The sequence below is a fragment of the Mesorhizobium sp. L2C066B000 genome (assembly GCF_000502335.1).
GTDB lineage: Bacteria > Pseudomonadota > Alphaproteobacteria > Rhizobiales > Rhizobiaceae > Mesorhizobium.
In genome coordinates, this window is the sequence record NZ_AYWZ01000009.1 from 149,491 (window position 1) to 161,584 (window position 12,094).

At 61.8% G+C, this 12,094-nt stretch carries 10 protein-coding genes and 1 tRNA gene; 5 read left to right on the plus strand and 6 right to left on the minus strand.

Annotation, left to right across the window (positions count from 1 at the left end; genetic code table 11):
- Positions 1–105 precede the first annotated feature (105 nt).
- On the minus strand, positions 106–1,734 hold the full coding sequence (locus tag X733_RS146605; protein ID WP_023703205.1) for a fatty-acid--CoA ligase: 1,629 nt from the start codon (positions 1,732–1,734) through the stop codon (positions 106–108).
- A gap of 312 nt (positions 1,735–2,046) precedes the next feature.
- Between X733_RS146605 and X733_RS146600 the strand changes: the two genes are divergently transcribed.
- Positions 2,047–2,406, plus strand: a complete 360-nt coding sequence (locus tag X733_RS146600) for a hypothetical protein (protein ID WP_023670697.1) — start codon at positions 2,047–2,049, stop codon at positions 2,404–2,406.
- A 159-nt stretch (positions 2,407–2,565) separates the two neighbouring features.
- A complete protein-coding gene (locus tag X733_RS146595; protein ID WP_023670696.1) occupies positions 2,566–2,955 on the plus strand; it encodes a DUF427 domain-containing protein in 390 nt (129 codons plus the stop codon).
- Between the two features lie 165 nt (positions 2,956–3,120).
- Here X733_RS146595 and X733_RS146590 read toward each other — a convergent pair whose 3' ends face one another.
- From X733_RS146590 to ppdK, 3 genes are all read right to left on the minus strand, one after another.
- Complete coding sequence (locus tag X733_RS146590) at positions 3,121–3,891, minus strand: polysaccharide deacetylase family protein (protein WP_050485822.1); 771 nt, start codon at positions 3,889–3,891, stop codon at positions 3,121–3,123.
- A gap of 89 nt (positions 3,892–3,980) precedes the next feature.
- Positions 3,981–5,081: a glycosyltransferase family 9 protein gene (locus X733_RS146585; RefSeq protein WP_023670694.1), complete on the minus strand. Its 1,101-nt coding sequence runs from the start codon at positions 5,079–5,081 to the stop codon at positions 3,981–3,983.
- 174 nt (positions 5,082–5,255) lie between these two features.
- Positions 5,256–7,961 (minus strand): pyruvate, phosphate dikinase, encoded by a 2,706-nt coding sequence (gene ppdK / locus X733_RS146580; RefSeq protein WP_023819240.1) that lies wholly within the window; start codon positions 7,959–7,961, stop codon positions 5,256–5,258.
- A gap of 215 nt (positions 7,962–8,176) precedes the next feature.
- Here ppdK and X733_RS146575 point away from each other — a divergent pair, with 215 nt between their 5' ends.
- The 3 genes from X733_RS146575 (at position 8,177) to X733_RS146565 (ending at position 9,234) form a co-directional block, all read left to right on the plus strand.
- Entirely contained in the window at positions 8,177–8,521 is a 345-nt protein-coding gene (locus X733_RS146575; RefSeq protein WP_023670692.1) for a VOC family protein, read from the plus strand.
- A gap of 110 nt (positions 8,522–8,631) precedes the next feature.
- Positions 8,632–8,706, plus strand: a tRNA-Gln gene (locus X733_RS146570).
- 177 nt (positions 8,707–8,883) lie between these two features.
- Entirely contained in the window at positions 8,884–9,234 is a 351-nt protein-coding gene (locus X733_RS146565) for a hypothetical protein (protein WP_023819241.1), read from the plus strand.
- A gap of 185 nt (positions 9,235–9,419) precedes the next feature.
- Here X733_RS146565 and X733_RS1000000168330 read toward each other — a convergent pair whose 3' ends face one another.
- Positions 9,420–9,728, minus strand: coding sequence for a hypothetical protein (locus X733_RS1000000168330; RefSeq protein WP_081740696.1), 309 nt, complete (start codon positions 9,726–9,728; stop codon positions 9,420–9,422).
- A gap of 1,233 nt (positions 9,729–10,961) precedes the next feature.
- On the minus strand, positions 10,962–12,094 hold a 1,133-nt coding region (locus X733_RS146550), incomplete at its 5' end, for a chromosome segregation SMC family protein (protein ID WP_023692670.1).

Below are 12,094 nucleotides of genomic sequence, written 5' to 3' on the forward strand. Positions count from 1 at the left end.
CAACCCGCACAGACGCTTAGAGCAAAGGATGCTCAAATTGAACATCCCCTGCCCTAACGTTTTTGCGGCCGGTAGCTTGAAGGTCAAGGAAACGCACGGTCCCGGTCAATCCGTCGGCAGGCGGTAGTCGCTGAACTGCTTGCGCAAGGTGATCTTCTGGATCTTGCCGGTGGCGGTGTGCGGGATTTCACTGACGAAAGCGACGTCGTCGGGTATCCACCATTTCGGCACCTTGCCGTCCATGAACGCCAGTATATCGGCCTTGCTCGGCTCCTTGCCGGGCTTGGCGACCACGACCAGCAAGGGCCGCTCGCCCCATTTCGAATGATGGACGCCGATCGCCGCGGCCTCGGCGACATCGGGATGGCCGACGGCGAGGTTCTCCAGGTCGATGGTCGATATCCACTCGCCGCCCGACTTGATGACGTCCTTGGCGCGATCGGTGATCTGCATGTAGCCGCCGGAATCGATATGGGCGACATCGCCAGTGTCGAACCAGCCGTCCTTGTCGAACTGCTCGGCTCCGACGCCGCCATAATAGGCGCTGGCGACGGCTGGACCGCGCACCTTCAGCCGGCCGAAGGTCTTGCCGTCCCAAGGCAGTTCCTTGTCGTCGTCATCCGTCACCTTCATCTCGACCCCGAAGGGCGGGTAGCCCTGCTTGCCCTGGATATCGAGCCGGTCCTCGCCCTCGAGCGCTTGATACTGCGGCTTCATGGTGCACAGCGTGCCGAGCGGTGACATTTCGGTCATGCCCCAGGCATGGATGACTTCGACACCGTAATTGTCCTGGAATTTCCTGATGATGGCGCGCGGGCAGGACGAGCCGCCGATGACGACTTTGCTGAGATAGGGAAGCTTCTTGCCGGTGTCTTCCAGATGCTGCAGCAGCATCATCCAGACGGTCGGCACGGCGGCGCTGAAGGTCACCTTCTCGGTGTCGAGCAGCTCGTAGATCGAGGCGCCGTCCATCTTGCAACCGGGCATGACCAGCTTGGCGCCGATCATCGGCGCGCTCTGGCCAAGGCCCCAGGCATTGGCATGAAACATCGGCACGACGGGGAGGATCGTGTCCCGCGCGGAGAGGCCCATGGCGTCGGGCATGGCAGCAATCATGGCATGCAGCACATTCGAGCGGTGGCTGTAGAGCACACCTTTGGGATCGCCCGTCGTGCCGGAGGTGTAGCACATGCCGGCTGCGGTGTTTTCGCCGAAAACCTTCCAGGCGAAGTCGCCATCGGCCTCGTTCAACCAGTCCTCATAGGCAACCACATTCGACAGCGTCGTTTCAGGCAGATGCGCCTTGTCGGTCAGGACGATCACCTTTTTCAGCGATTTGACCGCGCCGGCGATCTTTTCCAGCAGCGGCATGAAGGTCAGGTCGACGAAGATCCCTCTATCCTGCGCATTGTTCATGATCCAGACGATCTGCTCGGGGAACAAACGCGGGTTGAGCGTATGGTAGATGGCGCCGATGCCCATGATGCCGTACCAGGCCTCTATGTGGCGCGCCGTGTTCCAGGCCAGGGTCGCGATGCGGTCGCCGAGCACAAAGCCATCGCGCTCCAACCGTTGAGCGACCTTGAGCGCGCGGCGATGAACTTCAGCATAGGTGGTGCGAACGACAGGACCTTCGATCGAGCGCGAGACGATCTCGCGCGTCCCGTGCTGCCGCTCGGCATTGTCGATCAGCTTGTGGCAGAGCAGCGGCCATTCCTGCATCAGTCCGAGCATCTGGTTCCTCCCATTGCTTCCTCGTTTTTCCCGTCTTTTGTTCCATTGTGGGACGAACGGACGGATTGTCCAGCCATGACGTCTCCAACCGTTAACGGCTGAAGCAAGCAGTGATCGAAAGGCGGGGAAAACCGCCACAATCCGGCCATCGTCGACGTTAAGGTTCGTTAACGGGGTAGGGGTGCGGATTGGCGACTGAAAGAGGTTCGCATGGACACGCAGCTCGACGGCAAGCAGATCGACGGCAAGCAGATCGATTACAGGCAGATCGACGACAGGCAGCTGGATGACAGCGAGGCCCAAGACGTGCAGTTGGACGATATTCAACTCGACGACAAAGAGCTTGAAGACACGCTTGCCGCAAGTCTGGCCGATCTCGTGCCGGAGGCCAAAAAGGTCTCCGAAGACGAATTTGTCGAGGTGGTCGGCGGCGCCCTTGAAGCGGTCGGCGGCACGCTGCTGTTCAAAATGTGCGTCCAGAACGAAGGCGAAGGCCAGCATGTCGCCGCCGCATCGATCGGCGATGGCGGCAATCGCCAGTTCCTGCTGCTCACCTTGCCGACAGGCGGCGGCCCACTGAAGGTCGAGACGACGTCAAGAAGCACCAACCCGGTAGCCGGTATTGCCGCGGCCTATGCCGGCCTCATGGACGTGTTCAAGACCGCAGCCTGAGCATTCCACGCGGGATCGTTTTTAGTGATCGGAAGGCCAGCTCTGGGCTACTGGCGAAGGCTTGCGCAACGGGTTCTCCAGACACATTTTAGAGACATGGGAAGCATCCCGCACGCTCTCAATCGGACTGTGCTCCCAATCGAACAAGGAGAACCCCGCATGGACCAGATCGCCAACCCCGCCCCCGGCTTTCAGAGCAATCCCGGCAAGGTCATCACCGTCGAACCCTATCGCGGTACCGTGGTCGTGCGTGCCGGCGATACGGTGATCGCCTCATCGACGCGGGCGAAGCTTCTGTCCGAACCGCCCTACCGCCAGGCATTCTACATCCCCTTCGAAGACATCGACTTCACCCAGCTCGGCAAAACCACCCTGTCGACCCACTGCCCCTACAAGGGCGACGCCAGCTACTGGAGCGTGCTGCCGGCCAGCGAGACCGGCAAGGACGCAATGTGGGGCTATGAGCAGCCGTTCGACGAAATGGCTGAGATTCGCGACCACGGCGCCTTCTATCCCGACAGGGTGACGATCGAAGCAGCACCGGCCTGAGCAAGCGACTCAAGCCGCCGTTGCTCGCTTCGTCATCCCAGGGTCTTCGCGACGGAGCTTCGCTCCTGTTTCATCCTGGGATGACGAAGCTCAGAGGCCTCGGCTAATCTCAAACGTCGGCGACGTCAGTCCAAAGGCGGTGAAACTGCCTGCCGCCGCCTGATCCTAATCAGTCGTCCCGTCGTTGCCGACACCGTCGGCGTCATCCAGCCGCACGAACATCAGCCCCTTGGCCTTCAGCGCGAGCAGACCTTGCACGACGCCCTCGCCGGCGGCGTGGGTCGGCTGGTTGATGTGGGCGATGATGACATCGCCATCCTTGGCGGCGGCGATGCGCCGGGCGGTTTCTTTTGCGCCGAGCAACGAGCCGCCATCGCCGTTGATCGAAAAGCCGGCGACCTTGAAGCCAAGCTTGCGGATCATGGCGATAGCCGACGGGCTGTATTCGGCGGTCGCGCCGCGAAACCATTTCGGCGCCGGCTCGCCGGTGCCAGCGAGAGCGGCAGCGCCCGATTCGACTTCGGCCTGCACCGCTTCCGGGCTGCCGGCGCTGCGGATGCCATAGATCTTGCGCGGCGTGTCGACGGCCGGGATGTGATGGCCGCCATGGTTTTCCAGTTCGAACAGGTCCGGATGCGCGCGCATGATCTCGACGGCGGCGGCGTTGCGCTTCAGCCAGATACCGGTGACGAAGATCGTCGCCGGAATCCGGTTCTCCACCAGCGCCGACAGGATCCTCGTATCGGTCTGGCCGCCGCAGGCGTCGAGCGTAAGCGCGACGCGGCCGACACTGCTACCGTCCTCAGCCTTCAGATGCAGCGCCGGCTCGACAAGCGGCGCGGCCTGGGCCGAGGACACGGCCACGATAGATAGCGCCAAGGCGCAAAACAGCTTTTGCAAGGGATGCCTGTCTTGTCTGAGAATCGGCGCTGTCATAGCCGCATCCCAGGACCCGCAACAAGGCGGAAATCGGGATAGTGGCCGTGAGAAAGCTGATATCCCGACAATGTGACCGCCGCGCACCGTCAGACGGCGTGTTCCAGTTCCACATGCGTGCGTGACAGGACTTCGCGCACGGCCGCGACGACCGGTTCGACCTCGAGGCGCCAGACGCAGCAGGCCTTGCTGGGATCGAGCGGATTGCACAGGCTGCCCGCCACGCAATTGCACGGCATGGATGGCTGCAAGGCGAGGCTGGGCACGCCGACCGGTCCCCAGACGGCCGGGCTGGTCAGGCCGAAAAGGCCGACAACCGGCGTTCCGGCCGCTGCTGCCATGTGCATGGGGCCGCTCTCATTGCCGACAAACAGCCGCGCCTGCTGCAACACCGCCAGCAGCGTTTCCAGCGACAGCGCGCCGACGAGGTTGACGATCGACGCGGCACTGGCGAGGATCTGCTCGGCCGGCTTGCGCTCGTCAGGGCCGCCGACGAGTACGAAATCCAGTCCGGTTTCGCGCGAAATCGTGTCGATCACGGCGGCAAAGCGTTCATGCTGCCAGCGCCGGCCGTGAAAACTTGCGCCGGCATGCACCGCGATAAAGCCGTTTGGCCGCAAATGGTGTTTGTCCAGCAATGCCTGGGCCCTCGCCGTCTCCATCGGCAATGGCCGAATCGACGGCACCCGCACGCGCAGGCCGACGCCGAGCGGCTCGAGCGGCGAAAGGTAGCGGTAGAGATAGTGACGTTCGCCAAAACCGAACGGCTCGGCAAAGACATTGGCGGGCTGGCGCTCATGCCAGCGCAGCGGCCTTTCCGGAGGATTGTAGCCGATGCGGGTGCTGGCGTTGAGGAACCTGACGATGAGCCGCGATGTCTTTGAATCGGTGAGGTCGATGGTCAGGTCGAAACGGAATTGGCGCAGCTTGCTGATCATAGAATAGAGCTCGCGCCCACGCTCCAGCGGGGTGCCGCGCATGGCGGCGCGGCGGAAGCTGACGACCTCGGCGGCGATGCCGTGCGCGGTGACGAAACTGGCGAGGCGCGCCTCGCAGAGAAAGACGATCCTGACACCGGGATATTCGAGCTGCAGGTTCTTGGCGAGCGTGGAGGACAGAACAATATCGCCGATGAACTTGGTCTGGATAATCAGGATCGAGCGGAAGGGTCTGGGCGAAATCTGTAACATCTTTTTCTCGGCACCGGGCGGGTTGGGGGGCCGTGAAATTGGGAAGAAACGATGTCGGGATTGCGTGTTGGGGCGCGCACATCAGCGTGAATTTGCTTACAAAATCGTAAGCTTAGCGCCAAACGGCCACCCACGGGTGGCCGTTTCATCGATACCGAAAGGACTGTGTCGAAATCAGGATGCCGCGGCGCTCTTTTTGGGGCGCGGCACTGCTGTTTTGGCAATCTGCACCGCGGCTTGGGCTGCGGCCAATCTCGCGATCGGCACGCGGTAGGGAGAGCACGAGACATAGTCGAGGCCGACCTCTTCGCAGAAGCGGATCGAGGCCGGATCGCCGCCATGTTCACCGCATATGCCGAGCTTGATGTCGGGCCGTGTCGCCCTGCCCTTTTGCGCAGCCATGCGCACCAGTTCGCCGACGCCCTCGATGTCGAGCGAGACGAACGGGTCCTGCTCGATGATGCCTTTCTGCCGATAGGTCTCGAGGAAGGACGCCGCATCGTCGCGCGAGATGCCGAAAGTGGTCTGGGTGAGATCGTTGGTGCCGAAGGAGAAGAACTCGGCCGTAGCAGCGATGACGTGGGCGCGGATCGCCGCGCGCGGAAGCTCGATCATCGTGCCGGTGAGATAGTCGATCTTGACGCCGGTCTCGTCCATGACAGCCTTGGCGACCGCATCGATGCGCGCCTTGACGTAGTCGAGCTCCTTCACCAGGCCGACCAGCGGCACCATGATCTCGGGAACGACCAGCGCGCCGGCTTTCTTGCCGGCCTCGACGGCTGCCTCGAAAATGGCGCGCGCCTGCATCTCGGCAATCTCGGGATAGGAGACGGCGAGACGGCAGCCGCGATGGCCGAGCATCGGGTTGAACTCGTGCAGGGCTTCTGTGCGCTGCCTGAGCTTGTCGGGCGAGACGTTCATGGCGGCGGCGACCTCCGCCACCTCCGCTTCCGTCTTGGGCAGGAATTCGTGCAGCGGCGGATCGAGCAGCCGGATCGTCACCGGCAGGCCGGCCATAATCTCGAACAGTTCGAGGAAATCCGAGCGCTGCATCGGCAACAGCTTGGCAAGCGCGGTGCGGCGGTCCTTCTCGGTATCGGCCAGGATCATCTCGCGCATAGCGACGATACGCTCGCCGTCGAAGAACATGTGCTCGGTGCGGCAGAGGCCGATGCCTTCGGCGCCGAAGGAGCGCGCCATGCGCGCATCGAGCGGCGTCTCGGCATTGGTGCGCACCTTCATGCGGCGCACCGCATCGGCCCATTCCATGATGGCGGCGAAATCGCCCGACAGTTCCGGCTGCAGCATCGACACGGCGCCCTTCAGCACCTGGCCGTTGCTGCCATCGATGGTGATGATGTCGCCCTTGCGGAAGGTCTGGCCCATCGACATCAGCGTGCCGGCCTTGTAGTCGACACGCAGCGAGCCGGCGCCCGAAACGCAAGGCTTGCCCATGCCGCGCGCGACCACGGCGGCGTGGCTGGTCATGCCGCCGCGCGTGGTCAGGATGCCTTCCGAAGCATGCATCCCATGAATGTCTTCGGGGCTGGTTTCGATGCGCACCAGGATTGCCTTGCGACCTTGCGTCTTCAGATCCTCGGCATCGCCCGAGGAGAAAACAATCTCGCCGGTCGCCGCGCCCGGAGAAGCCGGCAGGCCGACGCCGATGACATCGCGCGCGGCCTTGGGGTCGATGGTCGGATGCAACAGCTGATCGAGCGAGGCCGGATCGATGCGGGCGACCGCCTCCTCCGTCGTGATCAGCTTGTCGCGCGCCATCTCGACGGCGATCTTCAGCGCCGCCTTGGCGGTGCGTTTGCCGGAACGCGTCTGCAGCATCCACAATTTGCCGCGCTCGATGGTGAATTCGAGGTCCTGCATATCGCGGTAGTGCTGTTCCAGGCGGTCGGAGATGTCGACGAAGGAGCGAAACGCGTCCGGCATCAGTTTCTGCAGCGACGGCTTGTCCGAGCCGGCGGCAATGCGCGCCGCCTCGGTGATGTTCTGCGGCGTGCGGATGCCGGCTACGACATCCTCGCCCTGCGCGTTCACCAGGAACTCGCCATAGAGCATCTTTTCGCCCGTCGAGGGATTGCGGGTGAAGGCGACGCCAGTGGCCGACGTCTCGCCCATATTGCCGAACACCATGGCCTGGACATTGACCGCCGTGCCCCAGCTTTCCGGGATGTCGTGCAGGCGCCGGTAGGTGATGGCGCGGTTGTTCATCCAGCTGGAAAACACCGCGCCGATCGCCCCCCACAGCTGCTCGTGCGGGTCCTGCGGAAACGGCTTGTCGAGTTCCTCCTCGACCTTGGCCTTGTAAAGGGCGATGACGCTCTGCCATTCCTGCGCTGTCAGTTCGGTGTCGAGCTCGTGGCCGAGGCTCGCCTTCTGGTCCTCCAGGATTTCCTCGAACACTTCGTGGTCGAGACCCATGACGACATCGGAATACATCTGAATGAAGCGGCGGTAGCTGTCATAGGCAAAGCGGGCATCGCCGGAATCGGCTGCCAACGCCTCGACCGTCTCGTCATTGAGGCCGAGATTGAGCACGGTGTCCATCATGCCCGGCATCGAGGCCCTGGCCCCGGAGCGGACCGAGACCAGAAGCAGCTTCGACGGATCGCCGAAACGGCGCCCCGTCAGCTGCCCGATATGGTCCAGCGCCTTGACGACATCGGCCTGCAACGCGGCCGGATAGCTGTTGCTGTTGGCGTAATAGGCGTTGCAGACTTCGGTGGTGAGGGTGAAGCCCGGCGGCACGGGCAGGCCAAGACTGCACATCTCGGCCAGATTGGCGCCTTTGCCGCCGAGAAGGTTGCGGTCGCCCGCACGTCCCTCCGCGGCGCCATCGCCGAAGGTGTAGACCCATTTGGTCATGCTCGCCCTCCAAGTCCTCGGAAGATAGAACACCGGGGCCAAGACCCGGTTCCCCCGCGTTCCGACCCGAGCGTTATTATGCTGCAGTGCGAAAGGCAAGGTGTGGCAGCGAAGCCCGGCGACTACAATCGATTAAGCAAAAGCTGCGTCGAAAAGACTTGCCGGATCGCTGCCCAAGATATAGAACATATAGGGAACAAGTTGGGAGCAGCGTGATGAAACTCAACGGAAAACTCGACTATCTCGAACTGCCCGCGACCGGCGCAACGCTGGACAGCGTCAAGGCTTTCTACAGCGCCGCCTTCTCGTGGTCGTTCACCGATTACGGGCCGACCTATTCGGCCTTCGGCGAAGGGCTCGATGGCGGCTTCCAGGCCGATGCAGCGGAGGCGCCGGCGAAACCATTGCCGGTGCTCTATTCGCAGGATCTGGAAGCAACGCTCGACGTTGTCGAAAGCGCCGGCGGCACGATCGTCAAGCCGATATTCTCGTTCCCGGGCGGCAGGCGGTTCCATTTCACCGATCCCGCTGGCAACGAGTTGGCGGTCTGGGGCGAATAGCGCGTCCCCGCGCCAAGCGGTGGATCAGTTTTGCACAGTGGCCAACTCGGCATTGAGCTTTCGTGCCGCTCGTCCTATAAGGCCGCGCGCAGCGGGCAAAGCTCGTTTGCTGGGGCGTCGCCAAGTGGTAAGGCATCGGTTTTTGGTACCGACATTCCCAGGTTCGAATCCTGGCGCCCCAGCCATCCCTGTTCGTCGGTGTTCAAGCACTTAGAAATTACGAATTCTAAGTGTTACACCCAAGCGGATAATCGACATGGCATCCGGCCTGTGGGAATCGTTCTACCCGCGCCGTGTATGGGTTGCGGTTGGCCGACATTTGGGGAAACTTTAAAAGCATCAAAGTTAAGAGGAAAAGACGAATGCGCGCTGTTGCGGTTGTGCCGTTTCTGGCCGTAGTGACTTCCTTGGTGGGCTGCACAACAGACCAGGGCAATGCCGGTCAACAGTCAGAAAACAAGCGCCAGTGTGCCGGGTTTGGTTTTCAGGAAGGCACCGATGCCTTTGCCAACTGCATGATGCAGCTTTCCCTGAAGCAGAAAGACCAACAGCCGCCCGACCACGATGCGCTGTTGCGCCAATACAAGTCCCTTAGCATGCGCCGCCAGGGTGACGATCGTTATCCGGTATGTAGCGCCGCCGACATGGGAAATGAACTCGACACCTCGATGAACAAATGGGTCGGCCCGAACTGCCAGATTGCGCCAGACTAGCAGACTTAACCTGCAACTTGATGAGCGGGCGCAATTCGGCTGGACGAAATTTCGAAAGCTCCAGGAGCCCCAGCCAATTTACATGAAATAAAATTTACCGACCTTATGGATGGCTGCCGTCAGGAGCTATCTGACTCCCACGCGACCCCGACTCCGTCGACAGAGCCGGGGCCGTGCGGAGAGGATCAGTAATCGTTGTCGTCCTGGATGACGACGGGATGATGCCGATGATGTCGATAATAGCGATGATGGCTACGCTCGATCGAGCCGGTCACTATAACAGTATCCCGGCGATGATGTCTGCGGCCGTGGTCGTAGAAGGCAACCGTGCCATGTCTGCGGTGATGAAGGCGTTGACCTTGGTCATTGATGATTCTGACGTTCCTGTGATGATGACGATGGTGGGTCGTGATGACCACGTCAGCTTCAGCTGCCGGAGCTACCGTCGGCATGGCAAGGAACAGCGCCAAGGCGCTCACGATCATTGTTTTCATTGTAATATCTCCATCTGCTAATTATCCCTTCGCGGGGATAACCGCGCCCCATCCCTTTGGTTCCGAGTAGCGTCGTCGGTCCACGGGCGCGATCAGTGACGGCTGCTCCCGCGCAACACGGCGTGTGAAGGAAGTAATTGCGACAACAGCTCTTGTTGGCAAATTCTGGTGAGCACGCTCTTTCAAGCCGGCCACCAAGGTTACGCAACTCGACAAAGCAGCCCTGCGCGCGACCATTCTATGTCGTCGCGTTCGATCTCATGATCTGTAACGGGAAACACTTGTCTTGCGAGGAGGACTGTCGGCACAACTTTTCAGATTTACGAGAATACGACCAATCAGGCCATCTTAGATCTCCTAGGTCGGGCCGTCTCAGATCCCGTAAGAAAGTGCAAGGTAAACCACCGGCGCCAAGATCAGCAGAACCGCGATTCCGATAACCACTGCGATTGCCAGGCGCTCTGTTCGCCTGACAAGCTCAGCGACCTTGTCGTCGTCAGCCGATGGTATGAGGTCAAGAACGGAAGAAACTTCCGCAGGACTGTCGTTGTCGTTTGCGGGTCGGGTTGCGCCGTCACGCACTGATCTCTGGACAAAGGTCACTGTCAGCCTCTCTATTGAACGAACACCGCTTGGCGGTGTCACGACAATCGGGTGCCCGCTAACCTCTCAGGAATGGCGGGCACCCGATTGACCACCGATGAAGGGACTCATGCTCGGCAGCCCGGTTCCAATGTATCGGGAGGGCATAGGTTGCCCGCCTTCAGGCCTATGGCTCGGACGTCAGGACTTCAGTCATACCCTGTTCGGACCTTGGTCTGGCAATCGACGAAGCGATGGCCGCCATTTTGTTTCGACGCAGAAAATGCGGGAACATTAGTAGGCTCTTACGAGTTCACTCCCAGCAACTAATTCGGGAGAGATACGGTGAACAACATAATCTGGCTCATCGGAGCAGTCGTTATCGTGATTGCGATACTGAGCTTCCTGGGCTTCCGATAAACGTGGCAGCTGAATTGCGGTGGGAGCCTATTGCCATCTGTGCCTTGTTGGCATCGCTTTCGCGTTGGCCGGGCGCTTTGCAAGTGGACTTTGGCGTTCGCTCTCAGGTGGCGCTTAAATTCCTCTTCGAACCTTAAAGAATGCGCGTCGCAAGCAGGTCGCAAGGGCGACGGTCCTGTTGCAACAGTCGGATCGAGGCCATCGCCGACGAAATCAACAAAGCATGCTGCGTCAGCTCGCCTCGCGCATCGCCTCGGCGGCCTGCAGATCGACCGAGACCAGTTGGCTGACGCCCTGCTCGGCCATGGTCACGCCGAACAGGCGGTTCATGCGCGCCATGGTGATCGGGTTGTGGGTGATGATGACGAAGCGCGTCTCGGTGGTCGCGGCCATTTCGTCCATAAGGTTGCAGAAGCGCTCGACATTGTGATCGTCGAGCGGCGCGTCGACTTCGTCGAGCACGCAGATCGGCGCCGGATTGGTCAGGAACACGGCAAAGATCAGCGACATCGCCGTCAGCGCCTGCTCGCCGCCGGACAGCAGCGTCATGGTCTGCGGCTTCTTGCCGGGCGGACGTGCCAGGATTTCGAGCCCGGCTTCCAGCGGGTCGTCGGATTCGATCAGCTGCAATTCGGCCGTGCCGCCACCGAACAGATGCGAGAACAGCCGCTGGAAATGGCCGTTGACCACCTCGAAAGCGGCAAGCAGCCGTTCGCGGCCTTCGCGGTTCAGGCTCTGGATCGCTTGCCTGAGCTTGCGGATCGCCTCGATGATGTCCTCGCGCTCGGAGACGATGGTCTCCAGCCGGTCCGACAATTCCTTCTGCTCTTCCTCGGCGCGCAGATTGACGGCGCCGAGCCGCTCGCGCTCAACCTTCAGCCGGTCGAGCTGGCGCTCGATCTCGGCCATTTCCGGCATCGGGCTGTCGGCTTCCAGGCCAGTATGGCGAATGACCAGATGCGGCGGCGTGTTCAGCGTTTCCTGGATGCGCGCCTCGACCTCGAGCCGGCGCTCATCGGCGGCGGTCAATCGCTCTTCGGCGCGGACGCGGGTTTCGCGGGAATCGGCCAGCGACTGGATGGCCGCGGTGGCGGCCTTGTCCAGCTCGGCCTGCTTGTTCTCGGCCTCCTGCAAACGGTCGGCGGCCGCCTTGCGCAAGGTCTCGGCCTCGGTCAGCTGCGACAGCAGCGCGCGCCGCCTGGCGTCGATCTCGTCGGGGGCGTCGGCCAGCGTTTCGCGCTCGGCCTCGGCCTCGGCCCTGCGCTCGCCCAGCGAGGCAATCTGCGTCGAGGCGTTTTCGGCCCGCTGCAACCAGTTGCTGCGCTCGGCGCCGATGGCGTCGAGCCGGCGCGTGCGCGCCTCGG